The 24844-nt window shown below is 42.4% G+C and carries 20 protein-coding genes; 11 read left to right on the forward strand and 9 right to left on the reverse strand.

The window, feature by feature from the left end; translation table 11 throughout:
• On the reverse strand, positions 1-1044 hold the full coding sequence (cobT, locus tag BLT18_RS03575; RefSeq protein WP_091271327.1) for a nicotinate-nucleotide--dimethylbenzimidazole phosphoribosyltransferase: 1044 nt from the start codon (positions 1042-1044) through the stop codon (positions 1-3).
• 192 nt (positions 1045-1236) lie between these two features.
• On the opposite strand from cobT, the gene BLT18_RS03580 reads away from it, so the two are divergent.
• Positions 1237-2151, forward strand: coding sequence for a TIGR01777 family oxidoreductase (locus tag BLT18_RS03580; protein ID WP_175487359.1), 915 nt, complete (start codon positions 1237-1239; stop codon positions 2149-2151).
• Positions 2152-2554: 403 nt separating this feature from the next.
• Positions 2555-3124: an FAD-dependent oxidoreductase gene (locus BLT18_RS03585; protein ID WP_091271329.1), complete on the forward strand. Its 570-nt coding sequence runs from the start codon at positions 2555-2557 to the stop codon at positions 3122-3124.
• A 267-nt stretch (positions 3125-3391) separates the two neighbouring features.
• On the opposite strand, the gene asnB is transcribed toward BLT18_RS03585, so the two are convergent.
• Positions 3392-5278, reverse strand: coding sequence for an asparagine synthase (glutamine-hydrolyzing) (asnB, locus tag BLT18_RS03590; protein ID WP_091271330.1), 1887 nt, complete (start codon positions 5276-5278; stop codon positions 3392-3394).
• A gap of 127 nt (positions 5279-5405) precedes the next feature.
• On the opposite strand from asnB, the gene BLT18_RS03595 reads away from it, so the two are divergent.
• Positions 5406-7088 carry a glycoside hydrolase family 13 protein gene (locus BLT18_RS03595; protein ID WP_091271331.1) on the forward strand — a complete coding sequence of 561 codons (1683 nt, stop codon included), beginning with the start codon at positions 5406-5408 and terminating at the stop codon, positions 7086-7088.
• Positions 7089-7327: 239 nt separating this feature from the next.
• On the opposite strand, the gene BLT18_RS03600 is transcribed toward BLT18_RS03595, so the two are convergent.
• The 3 genes from BLT18_RS03600 to BLT18_RS03610 form a co-directional block, all read right to left on the reverse strand.
• Positions 7328-8362 carry an LLM class flavin-dependent oxidoreductase gene (locus tag BLT18_RS03600; RefSeq protein WP_175487370.1) on the reverse strand — a complete coding sequence of 345 codons (1035 nt, stop codon included), beginning with the start codon at positions 8360-8362 and terminating at the stop codon, positions 7328-7330.
• A 169-nt stretch (positions 8363-8531) separates the two neighbouring features.
• Positions 8532-9053: a nitroreductase family protein gene (locus tag BLT18_RS03605; protein ID WP_245705165.1), complete on the reverse strand. Its 522-nt coding sequence runs from the start codon at positions 9051-9053 to the stop codon at positions 8532-8534.
• Between the two features lie 47 nt (positions 9054-9100).
• A complete protein-coding gene (locus BLT18_RS03610; RefSeq protein ID WP_091271336.1) occupies positions 9101-9652 on the reverse strand; it encodes a GbsR/MarR family transcriptional regulator in 552 nt (183 codons plus the stop codon).
• 262 nt (positions 9653-9914) lie between these two features.
• Between BLT18_RS03610 and BLT18_RS03615 the strand changes: the two genes are divergently transcribed.
• The 3 genes from BLT18_RS03615 to BLT18_RS03625 all read left to right on the forward strand — a co-directional run bounded on the left by BLT18_RS03615 (position 9915) and on the right by BLT18_RS03625 (position 12941).
• Positions 9915-11117, forward strand: a complete 1203-nt coding sequence (locus BLT18_RS03615) for a quaternary amine ABC transporter ATP-binding protein (RefSeq protein WP_091271337.1) — start codon at positions 9915-9917, stop codon at positions 11115-11117.
• Positions 11101-11937 carry an ABC transporter permease gene (locus tag BLT18_RS03620; protein WP_091271339.1) on the forward strand — a complete coding sequence of 279 codons (837 nt, stop codon included), beginning with the start codon at positions 11101-11103 and terminating at the stop codon, positions 11935-11937. The genes BLT18_RS03615 and BLT18_RS03620 overlap by 17 nt, the downstream gene beginning before the upstream one ends.
• Positions 11938-12011: 74 nt before the next feature.
• Positions 12012-12941: a glycine betaine ABC transporter substrate-binding protein gene (locus tag BLT18_RS03625; protein WP_091271340.1), complete on the forward strand. Its 930-nt coding sequence runs from the start codon at positions 12012-12014 to the stop codon at positions 12939-12941.
• A 530-nt stretch (positions 12942-13471) separates the two neighbouring features.
• Here BLT18_RS03625 and BLT18_RS03630 read toward each other — a convergent pair.
• From BLT18_RS03630 to BLT18_RS03640, 3 genes are all read right to left on the reverse strand, one after another.
• On the reverse strand, positions 13472-14497 hold the full coding sequence (locus tag BLT18_RS03630; RefSeq protein ID WP_091271341.1) for a ThiF family adenylyltransferase: 1026 nt from the start codon (positions 14495-14497) through the stop codon (positions 13472-13474).
• A 26-nt stretch (positions 14498-14523) separates the two neighbouring features.
• Complete coding sequence (gene moaA / locus BLT18_RS03635) at positions 14524-15540, reverse strand: GTP 3',8-cyclase MoaA (protein ID WP_091271343.1); 1017 nt, start codon at positions 15538-15540, stop codon at positions 14524-14526.
• A gap of 210 nt (positions 15541-15750) precedes the next feature.
• Complete coding sequence (locus BLT18_RS03640; protein ID WP_091271344.1) at positions 15751-15990, reverse strand: DUF362 domain-containing protein; 240 nt, start codon at positions 15988-15990, stop codon at positions 15751-15753.
• A 319-nt stretch (positions 15991-16309) separates the two neighbouring features.
• On the opposite strand from BLT18_RS03640, the gene BLT18_RS03645 reads away from it, so the two are divergent.
• Complete coding sequence (locus tag BLT18_RS03645) at positions 16310-18097, forward strand: SLC13 family permease (RefSeq protein ID WP_091271345.1); 1788 nt, start codon at positions 16310-16312, stop codon at positions 18095-18097.
• A gap of 267 nt (positions 18098-18364) precedes the next feature.
• On the opposite strand, the gene BLT18_RS03650 is transcribed toward BLT18_RS03645, so the two are convergent.
• Positions 18365-18817: a single-stranded DNA-binding protein gene (locus tag BLT18_RS03650; protein ID WP_091271347.1), complete on the reverse strand. Its 453-nt coding sequence runs from the start codon at positions 18815-18817 to the stop codon at positions 18365-18367.
• A gap of 917 nt (positions 18818-19734) precedes the next feature.
• Between BLT18_RS03650 and BLT18_RS03655 the strand changes: the two genes are divergently transcribed.
• The 4 genes from BLT18_RS03655 to BLT18_RS03670 all read left to right on the forward strand — a co-directional run bounded on the left by BLT18_RS03655 (position 19735) and on the right by BLT18_RS03670 (position 24725).
• A complete protein-coding gene (locus tag BLT18_RS03655) occupies positions 19735-20724 on the forward strand; it encodes an S-layer homology domain-containing protein (RefSeq protein WP_091271348.1) in 990 nt (329 codons plus the stop codon).
• Positions 20725-20752: 28 nt separating this feature from the next.
• Positions 20753-21646 (forward strand): UTP--glucose-1-phosphate uridylyltransferase GalU, encoded by an 894-nt coding sequence (gene galU, locus BLT18_RS03660; RefSeq protein ID WP_091271349.1) that lies wholly within the window; start codon positions 20753-20755, stop codon positions 21644-21646.
• 188 nt (positions 21647-21834) lie between these two features.
• A complete protein-coding gene (locus BLT18_RS03665; protein ID WP_091271351.1) occupies positions 21835-22896 on the forward strand; it encodes a bifunctional glycosyltransferase family 2/GtrA family protein in 1062 nt (353 codons plus the stop codon).
• An 8-nt stretch (positions 22897-22904) separates the two neighbouring features.
• Positions 22905-24725: a hypothetical protein gene (locus tag BLT18_RS03670; protein ID WP_139184701.1), complete on the forward strand. Its 1821-nt coding sequence runs from the start codon at positions 22905-22907 to the stop codon at positions 24723-24725.
• Positions 24726-24844 lie beyond the last annotated feature (119 nt).

Below are 24844 nucleotides of genomic sequence, written 5' to 3' on the forward strand. Positions count from 1 at the left end.
TTAATAGCTCTTGAGGTCATCGAAAACAGCCATATCACAGATGAGAGCAGCGGCTGCTTGTATAATCGGGAACGACAGTGCTGCTCCGCTTCCTTCCCCTAATCGCATGTGTAAATCAAGCAAAGGCTGTTTGTTTAATAATTCTATAGCAAGGCGGTGTCCTGGTTCTGTTGACTGATGCCCGATAAACATGTAATCGCGGGCACGACGGGATATGTTAGAGGCTGTAACAGCGGCAGTTGAGCTAATGAATCCGTCCACGATGACAGGAACTCGGTGAGCGGCAGCTGCCAGCATGGCTCCGGTAATGCCTGCTATTTCTAACCCGCCGACCTTGGCAAGTACATCAATCGAATCATTGGAATTAATCGTACGTTCTTGTAACGCCTTGCGCAAGATATGTTGTTTATGCTTTATTTTTTCTGGAGAAAGTCCTGTGCCGGGCCCTGTGACGTGCTCGGGGTCTTTCTTGCTGTAACAAGCAATCATAGCACTGCTTGCTGTTGTATTGCCGATGCCCATTTCGCCTAATATTAAACAGCGGATACCTTGGTTTTCAATCATCATTTGAGCCACATCAAAACCAGCCTGAACAGCAGATACTGCTTCTTTTTTTGTCATGGCGTCCGTTTCGCAAAAATTAGCGGTCCCAGCTTTTATTCTTTTATTCGTGATATTTACGTGGTTTATTTCTTGTGTCATTCCAATATCTACCAGGCGAAAGGAAGCATCAATTTGGCTGGCTAATACATTGATGGCTGCCCCTTTATGTAAAAAGTTTTTAGCCATTTGTGCTGTGATTTCTTGTGGAAAAGCGGAAACCCCTTCGGCGGTAACACCATGATCAGCAGCAAACACGATAATACCAGGCGGAGTCACCGCCGGCTGTGGATTTGCTGTCATGGCGGCTAAATCCATGGCTATGGTTTCTAGCCGGCCCAGGCTTCCGGGGGGTTTAGTTAATTGGTTCATTCGCGTTTTGGCTGCTTCTCTTGCTTGCTCATCTAATGGTTCGATAGTTGTTACATGCTGCGGTAGGTCCATATATCTTTCCTCCTGTTTTGTGATGGTGGCAAGAGGCGCTTCTATGTGTCACTGCTGCCAGTTTTTGGATAATATCTTTCTAGATAAAGTGGAGCAAACAGCCACCTATTATATTTTAAAGGATTTATCATGTAATAGATAGATATGTTATTGGCAGACGAGTGTTTGACTTACATGAAGGTAGGGATCATTGTGCTTAAAAAAATCGTGTTGGCTGGCGGTTCTGGCAGGATTGGCCAGTCGCTGGCGGCTTTTCTTATCAATAAAGGTTTTTCTGTCACTGTGTTAACGAGAGGACATACACGTGTAGAAGAAGGGGTACGCTATGTTCACTGGGATGCCAGGACGCTTGGTGAATGGAAAAAAGAGCTGGATGGCAGCTATGCGTTAGTAAATCTTACTGGTAAAAGTATTTACTGTATTCATACAGAAAGAAACAAAAAAGAAATGATTCGCTCCCGTTATTACTCCGTCCGCGTATTACAAAAGGCACTCGAAACATGTGAACAACCGCCGCAAGCGTTTGTCCAAGCAGGTTCAATTGCTGTCTATGGGGATACGCATCATATGTGTATCGAAGATTCCCCGCATGGAGAGGGATTTCTTGTGAAAATGTGCGAGCTGTGGGAAAAAGCTTTTTTTGCGGTGTCTTTGGCAAATACAAGGCAAGTTATGCTGCGGATGGGTACAGTGCTTCAGACAGAGGGCGGAACCTTGAAGATGTTAGAACAATTGGTCAACTACCGCGTTGGTGGAAAAATAGGATCGGGTATGCAGTACATCAGCTGGATTCATATCGATGATGTTCATAAGTTGTTTCTGCGTGCGATAGAAGACCAGTCGATGGGCGGCATATATAATGCTGTCAGCCCGCAGCCTGTTACAAATAAATTATTTATGGAGAAGCTGCGGAAGGCGATGCGCAAAAGTTGGGGGATTCAGGTGCCCGCACCGATCGCTTCTCTAGGATCATATCTTTTGGCGGGAATAGAGCCGGATCTCTTTTTGAAAAGCCAAAATGCCTTGCCTTACAAATTAATTGACGAAGGATATACGTTCCAGTTTAATCACCTGGAAGCAGCGCTTAGCGATTTGATAAAAAAATAGTTGTTTGACATGTTGCTGACACAAAGAATCCGTATAGTAATCATTGAAGGATAGATAATCTGATCTATTCATTTAATCCCCCTGTTATGATATAAGGAGGCTTTTTAGGCAAAGTGTGTGTAAGAAGTTTGTGCGACAATGATAATTCCTCCTTTTATGATAGATTCGTTAGGGTAACCCCCTCCTTCTTCTTAGAAAGCAGTCACATATGCACTTTTCGCCTCCTTATATGTTCTTTTTCTCAATCTTTTATGATTGAGAATTTTTTTGTTTTTATTTTGCTTTATCGTGGAATGAACATAGTAGATAGACATCAACAAACGTATTTGTTGATTTTTCTGAAAAATACGTTTTACACTGAAAAAGAACATATAAAATTTGGTAAAGGGAGGCGTTGTGTTACATGTATGATGTAATTATTGTAGGGGCAGGTCCTGCTGGGGCAAGTGCAGCATTATTTACTGCAAAAGCCGGGAAAAAGACACTAGTATTGGATAATGATCAAAGTATGACCAAAGCGGCTTGGGTGGAAAATCACTACGGTGTTTCGGAAATTGAAGGCCCTGAATTATTAAAAACAGGTCAGGAGCAAGCGAAAAAATTTGGCGCAGAAATTGTTCAAACGCAAGTCAATCAAGTAAAAAAAGAAAACCCGCAACGTGTAACGGTGGAAACAGAGAAAGGCAGCTATGAAGCAGAACATGTCATTCTTACAACAGGAGGGAATACAAAGCTGGCAGAAGCATCGGGCATCAACACAACAGAAGGCACAGAGCCGCGTATTAAAACGATCATTGATACTGATGACAAAGGCAAAACAAACGTAGAAGGCGTTTGGGCTGCGGGGACGGTTGCCGGTGTTAGTGTGCATACCATTATCACTGCCGGAGATGGTGCGAAAGCAGCCATTAACGTGTTGACGGAAATGAATGGAGAACGTTATGTAGACCATGATATTCTCTCCAAAAAGTAGCCAGTATAAAGAAAAACGCAAGCGCTCTGGAAAAAGGAAGTTCAGCCGAGAAGAAGGAGCGTTCTTATCTTTTGAAAAAAGGGTAATCGGTCCTGGCCGATTACCCTTTTTGTGATGTGATGAAAAACAGTTATAAGCGCTCGATTGCTGGAAATAATGAAAAAGGTATACACTTTTCTTCTCGTGCCGTCTTGTCATGAGGGATAACAAAACAGTGAATCAAAGAGGAACGAAAATTGAAGAATGAAAGCTCTTACCATCGTTTTCTTACACGTTGACGAGCTGATTTTCTCTTTCTGTGCGTTCTGCTGTATACAGTCCTTCTACATGAACTTGATGCCAAATCATAAAAATCAGAATCGTCCACAATTTGCGGCTGTGATCATGTTTGTTTGCTGCGTGTTCGTCTAGCAGGGAAAGTACATATGCTTTATGGATATACGATTCGGTCTGGCTGTCGTTAATGATGGATCTTGCCCAATCGTAGAGTTCATTTTTTAACCAGTGTCGAATCGGCACCGGAAAACCCAATTTTTTCCGATCGTAAACATGATCTGGGACAATGCCTCGGAATGAATCTCTTAAAATAGATTTGGTCGTGTTATTAGCGATCTGGAGGTCTGCTGGAATATGACGGGCGACTTTAAACACTTCTTTATCTAAAAATGGTACGCGCAGTTCGAGCGAGTGTGCCATCGTCATTTTATCTGCTTTTAGTAAAATGTCTCCTCTCAGCCACGTGTTTATATCGACCGTTTGCATTTGCTGCACGGGATGTAAGTGAGTCGTTTTGTCAAATATAGGGCCGGTGATATCTCGATAATGCCAGTCACTCGATGCTGTTTTTAAAAACTTGCGTTTCTCTTCTTCTTCAAACATTTTTGCATTGCCGATGTATCTTTCTGCCAGCGGGGTGGTGCCTCGTTCGATAAAACTTTTTCCTTTCATTCCTTTTGGCATAAAACGGCTGGCGGCTCGTAAAAGGTACTTGATGGTTTTTGGGCAGTATTGAAACGCTTGTAAAGACGAAGGCTCGCGGTAAATGTTGTATCCGCCGAACAGCTCGTCCGATCCTTCACCTGACAAAACAACGGTGACGTGCTTCCTTGCTTCTCTGGCCAGAAAATATAAGGGAACACAAGAAGGATCAGCGAGAGGATCATCCATGTGCCAGATAATTTTTGGTAAATGGTGAACAAACTCCTCACAAGAGACCGTATAGCGATAGTTTTCAATACCTAACTTGTCTGCTGTTTCTGCTGCTATATCCATTTCCGAATAACCATTTGTTGCAAATCCTACAGAGAATGTTTTTAAATCAGGTTTGTACCTGGCAGCAAGAGATGCGATAATAGCAGAGTCAATGCCGCCGGATAAGAAAGAGCCGACAGGGACGTCGCTTTGTAAATGGGCCTCAACAGAAGAGGATAATGTGTCCCGAAGCAGCGTTTCCCACTCTTGCTTTTCTCGGTACACAGGTTGAAAGCTTGGTTCCCAGTAACTTGTAAGCTGCAGCGGCTGGGCGGGCTTTTTGACAAAGTAATGTCCTGGTGCCACTGTATGAACACCTTTAGTTAACGTGTTGTTTGGCACATATTGAAAACTCATATAGTGCTGCAAGGATTCTTCATCTATTTCTTCGTGGTGTGATACGATGCTTTTCTTTTCAGAAGAAAATGTCGTTTTCTCTGCTGTTTCTTGGTAGTATAGCGGCTTAATTCCAAAGGGATCTCTTGCGCCGTACAACGTTTGCTGTTCCTTATCCCAAATAAGAATAGCAAACATGCCTCGTAAATATGAAAACATATCAGTGCCATAATGAGAGAACATGGCAGTAAGGACTTCTGCTTCCGATGAAGTATCAAAGTAACAGCCATGGTCCAGCAGTACTTTTTTCAATGATAAAAAATTATAAATCTCTCCATTGAAAACAATCGTATAACGATTATTACCGTAACTGGCTGGCTGACTGCCGCTGTTTAGATCAATAATGCTTAATCGTCTAAAGCCAAAAGATATATAATCATCAAAGTAATAGCCATACTCATCAGGACCGCGGTGGCACAGCAGCTGACTTCTTTCATAGAAATGTATTTTTTCATCTTCATTTATCGTTTTCGGGAAATGTCTTATTTCTCCAATAAAACCGCACATGAACATAACCTCCGTTTGTAATGTGTATATATTTTACATTTTTAGACGTGTTTTTCCTAGAAGTTGTAACAAAATTTTTTAGAAAATGTAATAAAACATTTAAAAACGTGTAAGAAAGGGTGATAATATGACAAAGCAATGGTGGAAAGAATCAGTAGTGTATCAAATATACCCGCGCAGTTTTAATGATTCGAATCATGATGGTATTGGCGATATCCGGGGCATCATTGAAAAGCTGGATTACATAAAAAAATTGGGCATTGATGTTATTTGGCTTTCTCCTGTGTACGACTCTCCGAATGATGATAATGGATATGATATTCGACACTACCGACAGATTATGTCTGAATTTGGCACAATGGAAGACTTTGATGAGCTGTTAGATGAAACACACGCACGAGGGATGAAACTGGTGATGGACTTAGTGGTCAATCATACATCTGATGAACATCCTTGGTTTGTTGAATCTCGTGCTTCGACACATAACGATAAACGAGATTATTATATTTGGAAGAAAGGAGAAAACGGGAGCGAGCCAAACAACTGGGCTTCTAACTTCGGAGGTTCTGCCTGGCAGTTTGATGAAGGAACAGGGGAATATTACTTGCACTTATTCAGCAAAAAACAGCCTGACCTTAACTGGGAAAATCCCAAACTGCGCGAAGAAGTATATGACATGATGCGCTGGTGGCTGAACAAAGGGGTAGACGGTTTTCGAATGGATGTGATTAATTTCATTTCCAAAGATCAACGGTTTTTGGACAGTGATGCGAAGCCTGGCCACGTGTATGCTTCAGGTTCTAGCTATTTTCGAAATGGGCCGCGTATTCACGAATTCTTACAAGAAATGCACAAAGAAGTCTTATCTGGCTATGATGTGATGACAGTCGGAGAGATGCCCGGTGTAGACGTGGAGCAAGCAAAACTATACACTGGTGAAGACCGTAATGAATTACATATGGTGTTTCATTTTGAACATATGGGCTTAGGCAATGGGCCTGGCGGCAAATGGGATAATCAGCCATGGAAGCTGACCGAATTAAAGCAGATTATGACAAAGTGGCAAAAAGGACTGGAAAGTGTTGGATGGAACAGTTTGTATTGGAACAATCACGATCAGCCGCGGGCAGTAACACGATTTGGTGACGATGCAGACTACCGCGAACAATCTGCTAAAATGTTAGCCACATGTCTTCACATGATGAAGGGCACACCGTATATTTATCAAGGGGAAGAGATTGGGATGACCAATGTTTCCTTCCCGTCTATTACTGATTATAAGGACATTGAAACATGGAACTGGTATCAAGAACAAAAAGAAAAATTTGGCCGGGATCATTCTTCTTTCATGGCATCTATTTACGACCGCAGTCGTGATAATGCTAGAACACCGATGCAATGGAGTGATTCCGCAAATGCCGGCTTTACAGATGCCAAGCCGTGGATTGGCGTAAATCCAAACTACAAAAACATCAATGTGAAACAGTCTTTAGAGAACCCAGATTCTGTGTTCTACTATTATCAAAAACTCATTCAGCTGCGAAAACGTGAACAGACTATTGTTTATGGAGATTATGAATTGCTGCTAGAAGATGACGAAGAGGTATTTGCTTACACGCGGACGTTAAAAGGTGAAACACTGTTGATTGTTTGCAACTTTACCGGCAAGTATATTACAAGGGAGTTTCCCTCTTTTTCAAACAAGCCGAAGACTCTGCTTATTACAAATAACGACGAGCGCACAGATATGGATGCCCTTGACAGAGTCCGGCTTCTTCCGTACGAGGCATTAGTGTATAAGTTCTCGTAAAACAGAATCAGCTAGACGCTGGTTAAGCGGCAAAACATGAACGCGGTCTCCAGCGTGCGAAGCATTGACAGTGGAAAGGCATGGAAGAAGAGAAGCTGTGTATTGCAAGGAAAATAGAATGAGAATAGAGAAAGCCGGCAAACGCATGAAACGTTGGCCGGCTTTTTCGTTCCACTTTAGGGACGTTTTCTTTTATAAAAGAATACATAGTTGGAGGTTCATGATCCAGCGCTAGTTTTTTATATCGTACTGTGGTGTGGAGAAGCTGTACGCGGTTGAAGGCGGAATGCATCAGCTAACAGTTTGTAGGAGCGGCGTTTCTTTTCCGCATCATAAATATTGGTAATTACCATGATTTCATCGGTTTGATATCGTTTGCTAAATTGTTGTAATGTTTCTTTGACATAATCGGGTGTTCCGATGACTGTACGTTTCCGGTTTTCCTCGATGCGTTTTTCATCGTCTTTAGACAATGGTGTTTGTTTTGCTTCCTCCACAGAAACAATTTGTGTACTTCTTCCTTTTTCAACAGCTAACAGCCACAAATCCTGGCTTAAGGCTAAATCTTCTGCTTCTTGTTGAGTATCTGCGCAAACGACGAAAATACATGCATTGATTTTAGGTTCAGGCATTCTCTCACTTGCTTGAAAAGACGATAAATATTTTTCAGCTGCTTCCTGGCCGTATTCTGGATTAATAAAATGTCCATATGTAAAGCCGGTACTGTTAGCAGCAGCGTGTTTGGCTGCACGCCTGGATAATCCAAGCACCCATGTTTCAGGCAGAGTGTCGATGGCTGGAGATGTTTTAATTGTGCGGTACGGGTGATCTTTAGGAAGGTCTTCATCTAAGAATCCTTGCAAATCAGCTAGCTGTCGCGGAAACTCCATTAAATTTTTCTTGTTTCCATCGGTGAGTGCCAGTCGAATTGTTTCTCCTCCGCCTGGTGAACGGCCGACACCCAAATCAATACGATTTGGAAACAGGGCCTCAAGCAACTTGAAGTTTTCAGCGACTTTATAAGGGCTGTACTGAGGAAGCAAAACGCCCCCTGAACCGATACGAATCTGTTCAGTCGATGTTGCCAAGTGGGATATAAGCACTTCCGGCGATGTACTGGCCAATCCGCTCGTACTGTGGTGCTCGGCAACCCAAAATCTGGTATATCCGAGTTCTTCGGCGAGCTGGACAAGCTGCTTGGTCTGCTTTAAAGCCTGGCGTGCGTCAGACCCTTTTGATATCGGGGATTGATCAAGGATGCTAAGTCTCAACAGAACAGTCTCCTTTCGTATGTCCTTTCCTTACATAGTCTGTGCTGATTATGGAGGACATAAAAGAAAAATAGCAATAAGTTTGCATAGAGGCAGGAACGAAAACGAATGAAGCCGCTTTTAATGCGTATAATAGCCTGCTGCGTAGGCGGGATATGCAGCAGGCTATTGTTTAAAACGTGCCATAATGAACTAATTCGCTATTTTCTGGCGGTGTTTTTTTGCCGGGATGAGAGGCAGGATAACCCAGGCCTAAAATGGCAACGACCCGGCGGTCTTCTGGAATCGAAAGCGCTTGGCGGACATGTCCTTCTCGTTTGGCTGATTCTTCTTCGTCTTGGGAGTGATAAATGGCTCCAAAAGCAGAACCAAGTCCATGATCTACTGCAGCCAGCCAAATAAAGCTGCAGGCAATCGAAGCATCTTGGAGCCAGTATTTACTAACATCTGGCCGGCCGGTTACGACAACCGCTGCTTTGGCTTCTTTTAACCAAGGAATAAATGGAGAGGCTCCTTCTAAATGGTCGAGCATGTCTCGGTTTTGGACAACAATAAATTCGCGTGACGGCAGACTGTTGCCGGCAGGCGCTAAAACGGCGGCATCAAGCACTTCCTTCATCGCATCATGCGGAATGTCTTTGTCCTGATAATGGGTGATCTCACGACGATTGCGAATAATGTCTTTAAATTCCACTGTAAAACGCCCTTTCTTATAGGAATTAAAGCTCTGCTTGTATCTTATCATTTTTTCTCGACGATTTGAAAAATATCGCCATTTTCAAACAGCGCAATGACTTCATCGAGCCAGCTGTAATACCGAACCGCGTGGTTTAATTTGTCCATATCTTTTTTGATTTGTTCTTTTATTTGGGGGTCAATCGTGTGTTCATACATACGTTGCATCGCCTCAGTAGCTTGCAAGGCAGCATGATAGTTGTTATCCGTTGCCTCGCGCCAGCGGTTAACAAATACAGATGTAAACGACTGATACCAATCATCTTCTGTTTGATAAAGGTCTTTGCGTACGCCTTTTTCCCATACGCGAGACAGCATAGAAGCTTCTGTTAACGCTCTCACACCTGTGCTCATGCTTGTTTTGCTCATTTCAAGTGCTTGGCTCATGTTATCTAGTGTCATTGGTTTATCGGAAAATAAGATCGTGCCATATAAGCGCCCGTTCGTCTCTGAAATTCCATACAGCCCCATGTTCTGTGCCATAACGGAGATAAAACGATGCCTGATATGCTGGAGTTTGTCCCACTCTGCTGTTTGTTGATCGCTGCTTGGTTCCATCGCTTCGCACCTCCTTAGCCAGTATGTGATAGTTACAAAGTGTAACAGAAGAAGGGAAACGACAAAAATGACTAACCGAAGATAAAAATGTCGAAAAAAGCAGAAATAAGAAGAAAGAAGAATATAAGCTTTGTAAAGTTTAAACTTTACGTTTTACACAAAGCGTATTTTCAATAGATAAGATTTGCTACTTTATCCCTACTGACGTATAGTGGAAAAAGTGATTGAGAGAACGAAGACAGTAAAAAAGAGGTGTATAAAGGTGGCCAAATTAGAAGTTGATGGCCTGACGAAAGTTTTTGGCAAGAAACCAAAAAAGGCTTTAGAGCTGTTAGAGAAAAACAAAAGCAAAGATGACATCTTACAAGAAACGGGTAATACCGTTGGGGTGAACCGGGCCTCTTTTTCCGTAGAAGACGGAGAGATTTTCGTTATCATGGGGCTTTCAGGCAGTGGTAAATCGACACTTGTTCGTCTGTTGAATCGACTGATTGATCCAACTGTTGGGAATGTCTGGGTAGATGGTGAAAACCTGGCGGAAATGAATGATAAGCATCTGCGTGATACACGGCGCAAGAAAATGAGCATGGTCTTTCAAAAGTTTGGACTGTTTCCATTTCGTACAGTATTAAGTAACGTGGAGTACGGCCTTGAAGTTCAAGGGGAAGAAAAAGAATCCAGACAAGAAAAGGCATTAGAGGCGTTAGAATTAGTAGGACTGAAAGGTTATGAAAATATGTATCCAGACGAGCTCTCAGGTGGTATGCAGCAGCGCGTTGGATTAGCACGAGCACTTGCGAATGACCCGGACATTTTATTAATGGATGAAGCGTTCTCGGCACTTGATCCACTAATTCGAAAAGATATGCAAGATGAACTGTTGGATTTGCAGACAAAAATGAAGAAGACGATTGTGTTTATTACACACGATTTAGATGAAGCACTGCGAATAGGGGACCGAATTACGATTATGAAAGATGGAGCAATTGTTCAAATCGGCACTCCTGAAGAGATACTGATGGAGCCGGAAAACGAATATGTTGAAAAATTCGTAGAAGATGTAGACCGCTCTAAAGTGTTTACTGTTGAGCATGTAATGACAAGAGCGGAATCGGTGAATGTGGAAAAAGAAGGACCGCGCGTTGCTCTTAAACGAATGAAGGAAGCAAATATATCAAGCATTTATGTAACAGATAGAGAGCGTAATCTGCTCGGTATTGTTCATGCAAGCGATGTGTCACGTCTTGTGACAGAAAACAAAGACCAGTTACAAGAAGTGATTCAAGAGAATGTTCCTACGACCGCAAAAGATACGGTACTGCGTGATATTATGAACCTATTAACATATCAAAATGTACCATTGGCTGTTGTAGAAGACGGAAAATTAAAAGGTGCTGTTGTACGCGGAACAGTTATTGCAGCGTTATCCGGAAGCGAGGTGGAAAATGTTGGACTTTCTTCCTAGGCTTCCATTAGCAGACTGGATTGACGCATTTGTTGACTGGCTAAAAAATGCTGATTTCATTTTTGACTCCTTAACATCCTTTATCAGTGCTATTATTGAGGGATTGGATGCAGGAATCGGATTTTTTCCATCATGGTTATTAATTGTGCTGTTAACCGCGATTACGTATTGGTTTGCCGGCAGAAAAACAGGATTGACAGCTTTTGTCTTTATTGGCCTGTTTTTAATCGATAATATGGGCTATTGGGACGGTATGGTATTGACGCTGGCTATCGTCATTTCCGCCTCTTTAATTTCTGTCATTGTCGGTGTGCCATTTGGCATTTGGATGTCGAAAAACGATGTAGTAGAAGGAGCTATTAAGCCTGTGCTGGATTTCATGCAGACCATGCCGGCATTTGTTTACTTAATTCCTGCCGTTGCTTTTTTCGGTATCGGAGAAGTGCCAGGGGTTGTGGCTTCTGTTATCTTTGCCATGCCGCCTACTATTCGTTTGACGAATCTAGGGATACGGCAAGTATCAACAGAAGCGATTGAAGCAGCTGATGCTTTTGGTTCAACACCAGCTCAGAAGCTATTTAAAGTGCAGCTGCCTATGGCAAAAGTTACTATTATGACAGGAGTCAACCAAACAATTATGCTTGCTTTGTCTATGGTTGTTATTGCTTCGATGATTGGGGCAGGCGGTTTAGGTACAGAAGTATACTACGCAGTGGGCCGTAATGATGCTGGTGGAGGATTTGAAGCCGGTTTTGCTATTGTCATACTGGCCATTATTTTAGACCGTTTAACACAAAGCTTCAGCAACGGCCGCAAGTAAGTGCGTTTATCTCTTGTTTTTGTTTAAGCAAGAGTAAACATAAATAAATTTTATTTAAAAGGAGTGGGTCAATCATGTTGACAACATGGAAAAAGGCTGGTGCAGCAGCGGGGCTTTCTTTGTCACTAGTACTTGCCGCATGTGGCGCGGAAGAGGAAGAGCCAGCAGAAGAAGCACCGGAAGGAACAGAAGAAGGCAGCGAAGAAGCTTCGAGTAACCTTGGAGAAGAAGTTGATTATACTATTACAGGAATTGATGCTGGTGCCGGTGTCATGGCTTCAGCTGAACAAGCCATCGAGGACTACGGCTTAGAGGATTGGGAATTGCAGCCAAGTTCGGATGCAGCAATGACTAGTGCTTTAACAGAAGCAGTGGAAAATGAAGAGCCAATTGTTGTAACGGGCTGGAATCCTCACTGGAAATTTGCCGTACATGATTTGAAATATCTTGAAGATCCAGAAGGTTCCTTTGGGGAAGCCGAGGACATTCACACCCTTGTACGCAATGGATTGGAAGAAGACAAGCCTGAAGCATATGAAGTACTTGATAACTTCGCTTGGGAAGGCGAGGACATGGAAGAAGTAATGCTTGATATTTATGAAGGTACAGATGAGCAAGAAGCAGCTCGTAATTGGGTGGATGAAAATGAAGATACCGTTTCCGAGTGGACAGAAGGTGTAGAAGAAGTTGAAGGCGAAGAAATCAGCTTAGTATTTGTTGCATGGGATTCTGAAATTGCTTCTACGAATGTCATTGCAGAAGTGTTGAAAGACGTAGGTTATGAAGTAGAAACGACTTCGATGGAAGCACCGCACATGTTTGCAGCAATTGCTGAAGATGAAGCAGATGCAATGGTAGCAGCATGGCTTCCAGCGACACATGAACAGTACTATAATGATTATGAAGGTGAATTTGAAGATTTAGGTGTTAACCTTGAAGGAGCAAAAATCGGCTTGGTTGTACCTGAATATGTAGAAGCAGACTCCATTGAAGATCTTCAATAAATAAAATGCAGCAGAGGCTGGGGAAAACCCAGTAAATGCAAAACCCCTCACTTATTGTGAGGGTTTTTTGCGTAAAAAAGAGGATAGTACAAAATACATCCGCTTGCTGCTAGCAAGGCTTCAGCTAACCGGCGGAAGATCACCCGTCGATGGATGGACCTTCAGGTGCTTGCTTCGATGCACACAACGTGTGGCCAACGCCGACACTAGCACGTCCTGTGCGTCGAAGCACGAGCCGAAGATTCACGTGGTAATGGCTTTTCTTTACCAAGTTAGCTGAGGCTGTGCCCGCGGAACGCGACGTATTTTGACGGAGCAATGATAGAAATCAGTATGCTAAACAGATAATCCGGACTGATTGTAATAAATCGTTCGGATTATTATGTCGTTCCTACCCTTTTATCCCAGTTTTTTTTGCATTTTTTCAGTTTCAATGTGCAAATGCCTGATGTTATACAGTTCCATGTGAAACAAGCAAACACGGGATGTTCCGTTTTTATCTTGCGTAGAACAGCCATTCTCTGCATGTACTACAATCCGCTGCTGATAAATTGCTGATATAAATGCTTTGCTGTCCGGGCTTCATTGGTGCCATGTATCAATACCCGTCCGTCTTTAAAGACAGAAAAGCGGTAATTATTGATTGTGCATAAAAGAAGATATTTGTTTCTTTTGACTTCTCCGTAGTTTTTTAATGTGTTTGCAAGAGAAGTTAAATTACAGGATGTTGTTTCGGCAGGGCGAATTTGTACGGTATTGCGGCCGCATAATACATTTAGTTTCATATTGTTTTCTTGAACTAAATATGGATATGTCCGATTTGGTCCGCAAGAAGGGCATTTTTCTTTGCGGGCACTGTTTACACGAATGGATTGCTGCTCGTTTTTCCAAACGTCGAAAAAAAGCAGGGTGTTTCTTACCTTGTCATATTGTTTGGTTAATACCTTGAGTGCTTCTGTCATTTGATGAGCAGAAGTCATAAGAACTACCGGGGTAATAATGCCATTTGTTTCACAGCTCATGCTGTCTGCAGGCAGTGCTGGCAGAAGACAGCGCAGGCAAGGAGTTATTTTGGGAAGAAATGTATACGTCATGCCAAAGCTGCCAGCAAAAGCAGCGAAAATCCATGGTATTTGATATTGCTGAGAAAGGTCATTGATAATAAAGCGAATGTCGTAATTATCACTGCCATCTATGATAAGGTCACAATGGCGAACAAGCTTTTTGAGGTTGCCGGCGTGAGCATCGAGCACATACGCTTTAATCGCAGTGTCGGAATTAATTTGCTGCAGCCGTGTTTTAGCAGCGACTGCTTTTGGCTGATGTTTTCGAATGTCCTCTTCGCTGTAAAGCTGTTGACGGTGAAGGTTAGAGAGTTCAACAACGTCACGGTCAACAATCGTTAATTTGCCAACACCTGCACGTACTAATGTTTCTGCACCAGTACTTCCCAATGCACCAGCCCCGAGGATAAGGACGTGTTTATCTTTCAATTTTTTTTGGCCGCCTTTTCCGATGCCGGGGAAACGTTCTTGTCTGCTGTAGCGCGTCTCCACTTGCCCCTCGCCTCCTTTGCACAGATTTAGCCGCCAATATAAGACATTTCAATTTTTTTACGGTGTTTTGCCGTTTCACTGGTTCGCTCTGCGGAGTAACGGTCGGTGCGGTAGTGCCATATCGATTGCACGTTCCTTTCTATTTGTTCGTCTGTGGCACCGCCTCGTAATAGAGCGCGCAAGTCGTGCCCAGATTCAGCAAAAAGACATGTGTACAGTTTTCCGTCTGCTGACAGACGCGCGCGCGTGCAGCTTGCACAAAATGCATCCGACACGGATGAAATAAAGCCCACCTCGGTGTTGGTGCCAACATATCGGTATCTCGCTGCGACTTCACCAAAGTAGGCTTTTTCAACAGGTGCTACAGGAGCAATGTGCTGCAGTTTGTGCAGCATTTCCTTTTTTGTGACAACATCGGAAACATTCCAGCCATTTGATTGGCCGACATCCATATACTCAATAAAACGAAGCGTAATGCCTCGTTTTTTACAGTACTTTGCTAGTGGCAGGATTTCTCCGTCATTGACTCCTTTTTTGATAACAGCATTGATTTTAACATGCAAACCAGCAGCAAGAGAGGCATCAATTCCTCGCAGCACCGCATGCGGTTTTACGTTTCTGCCGTTCATTGTTTGAAATATTTTTTCATCTAACGCATCTAAACTGATGTTTACGCGTTGAAGACCGGCTTTTTTCAATGTATCTGCGTATTTAACTAAATATACGCCATTGGTTGTTAAGCCGATGTCTTGTATACCTTCTAGCACCGATAGACGCTCAATGAGTTGAGAAAGATGAGGCCGCATTAACGGTTCACCGCCCGTAATGCGGATTTTTTCTGCTCCCATTTGCACAAACGGTTTAGCCAGACGCATAATTTCGTTAAAAGTTAACAATTCTGATTCTGGCATAAAAGGGTAGTCATCACCGAAGATTTCTTTTGGCATGCAATAAGAGCAGCGAAAATTACAGCGGTCAATGACGGAAATTCGCAAATCGCGTAATGGCCGCTTTAATGCATCTTTTAAGACACGTTTTTTCATGATGTCCCTCCTAAAGAGGCGTTTGAATAATTAAGTTGATGCAGCGGTACAGGTTGTAACATGGGCTTATTCAATGTTATGTAAAGGCTGGCGGATGATATGCCATGCTAATTTTATTTAGCAGTACAAGAGATATGCACAGGTAAATCAAAACCCCGCGTCTTTTTAAAAGAGCGGGGTTGCGTGATTCTTATAATAGAAGAACTTAAATCAGCTTGAGCCGAAAAATTCTTTTGCCTTTTCTAAATAAGGCTCTGTTTCCGGTGTCAATTCTGTATCTTCTACAATAGCTTCAACCGGGCAAACTACGATACATGCTCCGCAGTCGATGCAGACATCCGGGTCAATAAAGTATTGATCGTCTCCTTCTTCAATACAGTCCACTGGGCAAACATCTACACAGTCGCCAGCTTTTTCCCCAATACAAGGTGAGGTAATTACAAAAGCCATCTGTCCTACCTCCTTTCCTGCAGCTAAGAATCTAAGTTGGATGGTGTTTAAACAAACACAAAAGCAGCTGTATATCAGTATCTTCTATATTTTTCGTTTCATTCCTGCTTCATTCGCTAAATTTTTTTCTAAAATTGCCTAGCGCCTGAATATACTTTTGTTGAGCGTATTAGAAATGTGTACTAGTCAAGGCTTTTTATAATTATATCATACTTTACAATTCCTAGCGGAAAAGTATAATATAAGTTATAGTATATAAAACCAATCAACTTACTATGAAATAAACATATGCTATTAAAAAAGAGAAGAGGTGTTGGCATTGACATGGGAGATCGCAGTTACCGGGGGAGTCATTACAGTCATGATGATGGCTTTAATAAAAGAAGCGGCACGTCCAGATATTATCTTGCTGAGCGGGCTATCTGTTTTGTTAATAACAGGGGTTCTAACTCCGCAGGAAGCAATAAAAGGATTTTATAACCAAGGGATGCTTGCTATTGGACTGCTTTGTCTTATTGCCGGTGCCATTCAAAAAAGCGGTCTTGTTGAAAAGTTTGTGGCAAATGTACTAAACCAAGGCCATAGTATACGGCAGTCGCTTTTTCGTATTATGGTACCTTCTTCTCTTTTTTCAGGCTTGTTGAATAATACCCCCATTGTTGCAGCATTTACACCATACGTTCGGCAATGGTGCGAAAAACATGGGGTGGCTCCATCTAAATTTTTATTGCCGATTTCATTTGTCACGATTGCAGGAGGAACGACAACCCTTATTGGCACCTCTACGAATTTAGTAGTACATGGAATGCTTATGGACCGGGGATATGATGGATTTTCTTTTTTTCAATTAGCAGTCATTGGTGTGCCGATAACAATTATCATTATGCTGTTTATGATGACAATTGGGTTAAAGCTGCTCCCCAATCGTGTCCCGGATGCTCCTTATTTCAGCAGCGATAAGTATGAAAGACGATATTGCGCTGAATTTGTTATTGAAGAAAATGGAACCTTGGATGGGAAGACCATTGATGAAGCAGGATTGAATACTACTCATGGCGCAGCACTTTTAGGAGTCGTTCGGCATGGGGAAGTTTTGTCAGATTACTCGCCTGCCTGGAAGCTTGCAGCAAATGATGGGCTTTTATTAACGGGAAGTTTACAGGAAATCGCAGCGCTCGAATCTCAAGATGGATTGCGCATTGACACGAAATCTCCTTATCAGCTGGATAGTTTGCGGGAAGGAAAAGGTCAGTTGTTAGAGGTTGTTGTCACGCACTATTCTTCACTGTTGTTTAAGAAGATGAAAGATATCTTGTTTCCACAGCAGTTTGATGCAGCTATTGTTGGAGTGGCTCGCTATGAAACGTCGCGCGTGGAGCGGATGGAAGATATAAAAATTAAACCGGGGGATACACTGCTTTTGATCGCAGGTCCGGAATTTGAACAAAGAACGAGCGAACGCAATGAGTTTACGGTTTTGCGAAAAAATAAAAAAGGGCATCCATTTCAGCCATTGCCGGCATGGAAACGAACATTGCCAATTGTCTTATTTGCAGTGATGATTATACTTGCTGCTTCACAAGTCATTTCCATTTTTGTGGGAGCTCTCATGACCGTACTGCTGCTGGTGTTGTGTAATATTCTAACGGTGAAAGACATCAAACGATATGTTCCTCTTCAAGTATTGGTTGTCATTGCAGCGGCGTTAGGAATTGGAGAAGCAATGTTAAAAACGGGGGCAGCGACATATCTTGCAGAAACATTGCTGCAATGGACAGCTCCCTTGGGAGTCATTGGTGTGTTTATTTTATTGTATGTCTTAACGAACATTCTTACTGAAATGATAACAAATAACGCTGCAGCTATTATGATGCTGCCGGTTGCTATTGAATCCTCTGCTATTTTAGGTCTTTCGATGACGCCATTTGCGGTTATTGTTGCGATAGCTGCATCCGCAAGTTTTATTACTCCGATTGGATATCAGACTAATTTGTTTGTTTACAATCATGGCGGGTATCGGTTTGTTGATTTTATGAAAATTGGTATTCCAATCAGCTTATTAGTGATGGCAACGACAGTGTCGATTGTCTGGATTATCTGGGGATGACAAAGCTTAGAAGAGGCAGGTATGTATGTTGTCGAGAAAAATACAAGCTGGTCAGCCATCACGTGCTGGCCGCTTTTTTAATAGCTGATGCTGCTTAGAGGTGACCGAAACATATTGACACGTTGTCTATACACTGCCGTGTTTTAAATCAAGCCATCTGGTGTTACAGGCAGAACCCAGATGGCTGTGTTCAGAGGAAGGAAAAGGTTAGCGGGAAAATAGTGCGAGGCGTTTAGATAGAAGGGAGGCCTGTGAGAAGAGAAAGATTTATTGAGGCTTATTTGTTTCTTTTACGTTCATTACAGGGATATGTTCAACAGGAGTCAGAGGAGTGTTGTCTGTTTCGCGGCTTTCCTCTGCCGCTGTCTGCTGACTAGCAGCGTTAAAAGCAGGTTGATGGGAGTTCAGCTTTAAGAAACGAACCTGATCAGCATTTACTTCAACGACATGAACACGTTTTTGCTCTTTGTTTTCATATGCTCGAGTGTGGATTCTGCCGTTCACTCCAACTAATGCTCCTTTATGACAGTATAAAGCTGTGTTTTCCGCTTGCTTTCGCCAGACAGTAACAGGAACAAAATCAGCATCATATTCTCCTTGTGTGTTACGAAAAGAGCGTTGTACTGCTAACGTAAAATTACAAACTGCCGTGCCGTCTTTCGTATAGGTTACCTCAGGGTCACGCGTGAAGCGGCCGACAATCGTTACTTGATTAAACACAATAGACACCTCAAATCAATAAAAAGAGAGTATAGGGTATTTTGATGATAAGAAAAACGATGTTATGCGTGTAGCATAAGGGCAAATGAAACATGTTTTGTGAAGATAAGCTTAGAAAAGTACATGCTTGTATCATGTACATGTTTGGCAGGCTGATTCCTGATGATATGTTCAAAGCAGGAGGGTGCTTTGGCATTCATTCAGAAGAATATTTCCTGCCACAGTGGACGTGTGAAAAGGGGTGTGCTGCTACATGTACAGTGCGAAGAGCGCATCTTTTGTACAGGAGGGAAAAGACGCAGCTGCTGTGTTTTATACATTATATTCATTTTGCTCGGACGTTTAATCGCTGTCATCGTCCACTCAGTCTTTTTGTTTTCTTTTGTGCCTGTCAATGGATAATTTCTCAGAGTAGAATGTCTCGTAAATAGACCAGATGAAAAAGGTGGTGTGTGAAAGAAAATAGATATTCAGAGGGAACAAGAGAGTCGTAAGCAAGGGGGCTTACATTGAGAGTGGGTGGTAAAACGTCAACGATCCTCCTTTCTAGTAATTTAACCTAAATATATCAGATATTTAGGAAAAAATCACTATATATTTTTAAAAATTTTTCAAAAAAAGTTCTTTCCTACTATTTAATAGGAATTATTGTTATGAAGTAATATGTGTTGGAAGAAAGATGCAGGATGACACACCCTTCATCGTGCTCGTTTGTTAATGCTGTTGTACAGGGCAGCTAATAATCAACATCATTTTGTACTATTTTCACGTACTCGTTCACCTGCGACTAATCTCTCTTTCTGCATGTTTCATAAACGCAGGTAGCCGCAGGCGTCATGAAGAAGATATAATAAAGGATAGAAAGCATAAGAGGAGGTGTAAACGAGCATCTTATCAAGTAAGAAAAGCTCCTATCTATGAAGATTTTTTCAAAAGAAACCTTATTTCAACCGGATCGTATGGCTGCGTTTTTATTCATGGCTGTTGTTTTATACATAGCGGCTGCATGTGTTTCAATGACGAATGCGGCAAATGCTGAAACAAGTGGTTTTCCGGATGTTGATCAAGGGTATTGGGCGTATGATGAAATTCGCTGGGCAGAAGAGACTGGATTAATCAATGGGCACGATGATGGACGTTTTGGGCCGGGAAATGCGATGAGTGAGGCACAATTTGTCACGATTCTTAAGCGTTATTTCCAGCTGGAACATAGCAGTACAACAGCCGCCCACTGGGCACAGCCAGCCTATGAAACACTCTCTCAGCATTCTCTGCGTATGCCGGGTCTGCGTGATGATTCCATAAAAAACCGTCCAGTGACCCGGGGAGTAATTAGTCAAGCGCTGGCGCACTCACAAGGGCAGCCTGCAGAATTAGAACAAGCCATTGAATGGATGTTTAGAGAAAACATTACGACTGGGCGTCAAGACGGTGACACGCCGATGGAGCGTTTTGATGTTAATGGCAAAATGACACGTGCACAAGCGGCAGTTTTCTTTAAACGACTGCATGATCAGCAATTTACAAAATGGAATTCAAATGCACTGCTTGATTTGACAGCAGAAGGTTCCAATGCTTATACCGAAATGGTGCGGTCTTTGTATGAAGAGAAAGGTGTGACATTGTACGCACGCGGCGACCATCAGTTTGCGACAGCCGACCAAACATATTATCATTTGTTTCAAGCGTTTCCTGGTGAACAAAGAGAATATGTTGTATCAAGAACGACAGAAGATAATTTAGAGCTGGTTTCACAAGCAGCAGAGGCGCTTGGAGCACCGCATGATGCGAATACGATTCTAGAAGCACTGAAAACGGCAGATACAACAAATCAACATCAGCAGCTGGGGACATTAGAAATTTACCCTCGTGTCCATGATATCTTTTTATTATGGGATGAAACTTAAGGATGATCTGAACAAGGAGTGAATCGTTGTGAAAGTAAAAAAAGCCATCATACCAGCGGCAGGGCTGGGAACGAGGTTTCTGCCAGCTACGAAAGCGCAGCCAAAAGAGATGCTTCCTATTGTTGATAAGCCAACGATTCAATATATCGTAGAAGAAGCGATTGAATCTGGAATTGAAGATATTATTATTGTCAGCGGAAGAGGGAAGCGTGCGATTGAAGATCATTTTGACAAATCCTATGAGTTAGAAGAAACGCTTTCCAAAAAGGAGAAATGGTCCCAGCTTGAGGAAGTACAATCAATTTCAAACATGGCTAATATCCATTATATTCGCCAAAAAGAACCGAAAGGCTTAGGACATGCGATTGCTTGTGCAAGCAGTTTTGTCGGCAATGAGCCATTTGCCGTGTTGTTAGGCGATGATATTGTCAAATCGGAAAAACCGTGTCTGGCTCAACTCATCGAAACATTTGAACGTTATCATTCTTCGGTTGTCGGCGTTCAGCAAGTGCCAGATGAGGATGTTTCGAAGTATGGTATTGTAGAACCAAAAGGCCAGGAAATCGAAAGCGGTGTGCTGCATCTTGCAGATTTAAAGGAAAAACCACCGTTAGAAGAAGCGCCTTCTAATTATGCAATTATGGGTCGTTATGTGCTGCGTCCTGAAATTTTCGATATCTTAAAGGGACTTGCGCCGGGTTCTGGCAACGAAATTCAGTTAACGGATGCGATTAAAGAGTTAAACCAATCACAAGCGGTGTTAGCTTACCAATTTGGCGGTGTCCGCTATGATGTTGGGGATAAATTCGGTTTTATTAAAGCAACGCTTGATTTTGCACTAAATCGCGATGACTTAAAAGAGCCGCTTGAAGCATACTTGAGAAAAGCATTGACAGAACGAGCCGGCCAATCTTCACTTTGATACCTTACGGATAAACCGCCTCGGTGTATGTTGAGGCGGTTACATTTTGTCTGCTAGAAAAAGGTTCGATACATGTAAACTATTCACTATTCAGCGTAAACAGTGGTTGTGTATCGCTCTCTAGCAGCATGTCTTTTCGTTCAACTAGTAAAAAAATATATATGTGGTTCTGAAAGGAGGGAACAAAGATGGCAGGTACGTTTAGAGATGTATCAGTTGTCATACCAGCATTCAATCCAGACAGTACAGTGATTGAGTTAGCAGAACGTTTAATGACACTTGGTTTTAAAGACATTATCGTTATTAATGATGGAAGTACAAAACAACACAATGACATTTTTGACAAGCTGTCGGGTTTTTCTGCATGTACGGTATTAACTCACTCGGAAAACTTAGGGAAGGGACGAGCATTAAAAACAGCATTTTCGTTTTACAAAGACAATTACCCAAATGGACTCGGCATGGTAACAGCGGATGCCGACGGCCAGCATGCTCCGAAAGATATTAAGCGAATTGCTGATGAATTAGCAAAGCACCCATCTCGTCTCATACTTGGTGTTAGAGATTTTTCCGGGGAGAAAATACCACTCCGGAGCCGGTTTGGAAATGTCTTGACGAAAATGGTCGTAACAATGGCTGCCGGTATGAAAATTGCGGATACTCAGACAGGGCTGCGCGGAATATCGAGATCATTTGCTGAAAAGCTGTTAGATATAAAAGGCGACCGCTATGAGTTTGAGATGAAAATGATTTTGGCATGCCGCACTCATGACGTTCCCATTTCACAAGTTGCGATTGATACTATTTATATTAATGACAACGAATCATCGCATTTTCATCCAATTTTGGATTCCATTAAAATTTACTATGTCTTTTTGAGATTTTTATTTTCTTCCCTCGCTTCTTTTGTTGTAGATGTGCTGTTGTTCGCCGTATTTGTGTTGATGTTAAAACCGCTGCTGCCCATGAGTTACATTATTGTGGCAACGGTATTAGCAAGAGTACTGTCGTCTTTATTTAACTACATAATAAACCGCAATATTGTATTTAAGTCGTACCAATATACGAAACGTACACTGATTAAGTATTACGTGCTAGCGGCGGCGCAAATGTCAGCTTCTGCGGGCGGTGTTTATGTACTGTACCACTCGCTTGGCGGACCAGAAGTGCTTATTAAAATTGCTGTCGATTCCTTATTGTTTTTATTTAGTTTTTACATGCAGCGCCAGTGGGTGTTTAGAAAGGGCTGAAAAGAAAGATGTCAGTAATGCTTTTATTTGTGTTGATGTGGCTGTCATTTATCGGCTATGGCTTTTACTTGCACTACCGTTTTTCCTTTCCCCCGGCTGTGATTCCGTTGTTTGTGTTTTCAAGTGTTGTGGCGGTTGTTTTCATCGCCGGCTTGATGGATGTATTGCGGCCTGCTGTATACGGCATTTGGAGCATTGGGCTTATCTTGTTTGTATACGCTGGTTACCGCATCATAAAGAAACGTTTGTTCACGTCACTCATCACACCAGGGTTGGTATTTTTTACAGCTATGTGTGGTTTCTTTCTCGTCTTATTAAAAGATGCGGTGTTTCTGCACTTTGATAACTTCAGCCACTGGGGTATCATTGTGAAACATTTGTTCTTATATGACAGCCTGCCAGGAGACGCTTCGGTGATTACATATAAAAACTATCCGCCTGGTACAGCGTTATTTGTTTATTATATTGTAACATTGATCGGCTTTTCGGAAACAAAAGCGTTGATGGCACAATCGTTTTTAGTGGCTGCTGCTTTGACGCCGCTGTTTTTGTTTACGTCGTGGAAACGGCCGTTGTTACTAATCGTTGTAACAGCAGCGGCGTTTGTTCTGCTGCTCATTGATGCGGCGAGTATTTATACATTGCTTGTTGACCAGATTCTTGGTTATATGACGATTGCCGTTATGCTCATTGTTTTTTATTACCGGAACCATGTACGCTTGATGATGGCAGCGGCTGCACCGGTGCTAGCATTGTTGGTTCTCACAAAAGACAGCGGCAAAATCTTTTTTGCGTTTTGTGTGGTTTGGATTATCGCTGTGGTGATTAAAAACAGGCAGTCGCTGCAAGGGAAAGCGGGACAGGTTCTCAGCATGTTTGTACTATTAGTGCTGGCTTTTCCGCTGCTTGTGAATGGGCTGTGGTCTTCATATATCGAAAGGGCTTACACGTCGGATTATGAAGAGAATAAATTTGCGATTACGAAAGAAACATTTCTTGACCCGAATAAATCTGATGAAGTGGTTCAGCAGCTGTGGCCAAATGTACTTTCCCAAGCATTTGATATGTCGGTTGATGTCATTCAAGTGATGACTGTTGTCAGCATTGCAGCGATACTAACGTTTGTTTGGTCAGCATTTGTAAAAAAACGCTCGCCGCGTGCACTGTTGTTTACAACGCTATTTGTACATTTGTTCTATGTTGTCTATATCGGATTGTTGTATCTGCTGTATTTATATTTAATGCCAGAGGGCGAAGCTGCTAATTTAGCAGGATTTTCGCGTTACCAGGCTACAGCAGGTGTGTTTTTTACCGGACTGCTGCTTGTGATGCTGTTACGAGAGTGGCAGAAGATATCATACGATGGCGGCCGGGCCTGGTTTTCAAAAGCGATGATGGCAGGGTGCGCAGTTGTGGCAATGCTCCCGCTTTTAAACAACATTCCGGCCCTTTTACAACAGCACAATCCTGGTGCTGAGCCGCGTTATCCTGCGCTTGAGCAATATTACGCGTTAACAGATGCAGAAAAAATAACAGGTGATACAAAAATAACATTAATACGTGACACCGGTGAGTCAGACCATGGCTTTTTAAGACATGCAATGAATTATGAACGTATGGCAAAAACGACATTTGTTCACACAATGTGCCAGACGGAGGAAGAGAAAGAAAAATTACAGGAAGATGTAAAAGAGTCTGATTATCTTATTGTGCTGAAAAACACAGAAGAAATGAATGAATGTCTGGCAGAAGTGAATCAAGCTGGCCCGCTAGAACCTGGCAATTATTTGATTGAGGAAGGTGTCATTATGACAAAAGTGACACCGTGAACTACCCGCCACTTAGCTACGCTTGAAGAGGGAGATACGTTAAAATGTTTCTCTAACTCGTTTTTACTTGAGGCTGGCGTAACTTTAAGACAGGTTATTCTACAGCTGAACAATAAGGG

The sequence above is a fragment of the Alteribacillus persepolensis genome (assembly GCF_900099605.1).
Taxonomy (GTDB): domain Bacteria; phylum Bacillota; class Bacilli; order Bacillales; family Marinococcaceae; genus Alteribacillus; species Alteribacillus persepolensis.

Coding starts and splice junctions, on each gene's coding strand:
- cobT (WP_091271327.1), bottom strand. CDS start 1,044: ATGGACCTACCGCAGCATGTAACAACTATCGAACCATTAGATGAGCAA.
- BLT18_RS03585 (WP_091271329.1), top strand. CDS start 2,555: ATGTATGATGTAATTATTGTAGGGGCAGGTCCTGCTGGGGCAAGTGCA.
- asnB (WP_091271330.1), bottom strand. CDS start 5,278: ATGTGCGGTTTTATTGGAGAAATAAGACATTTCCCGAAAACGATAAAT.
- BLT18_RS03595 (WP_091271331.1), top strand. CDS start 5,406: ATGACAAAGCAATGGTGGAAAGAATCAGTAGTGTATCAAATATACCCG.
- BLT18_RS03610 (WP_091271336.1), bottom strand. CDS start 9,652: ATGGAACCAAGCAGCGATCAACAAACAGCAGAGTGGGACAAACTCCAG.
- BLT18_RS03625 (WP_091271340.1), top strand. CDS start 12,012: ATGTTGACAACATGGAAAAAGGCTGGTGCAGCAGCGGGGCTTTCTTTG.
- moaA (WP_091271343.1), bottom strand. CDS start 15,540: ATGAAAAAACGTGTCTTAAAAGATGCATTAAAGCGGCCATTACGCGAT.
- BLT18_RS03640 (WP_091271344.1), bottom strand. CDS start 15,990: ATGGCTTTTGTAATTACCTCACCTTGTATTGGGGAAAAAGCTGGCGAC.
- BLT18_RS03655 (WP_091271348.1), top strand. CDS start 19,735: ATGAAGATTTTTTCAAAAGAAACCTTATTTCAACCGGATCGTATGGCT.
- BLT18_RS03665 (WP_091271351.1), top strand. CDS start 21,835: ATGGCAGGTACGTTTAGAGATGTATCAGTTGTCATACCAGCATTCAAT.
- BLT18_RS03670 (WP_139184701.1), top strand. CDS start 22,905: ATGTCAGTAATGCTTTTATTTGTGTTGATGTGGCTGTCATTTATCGGC.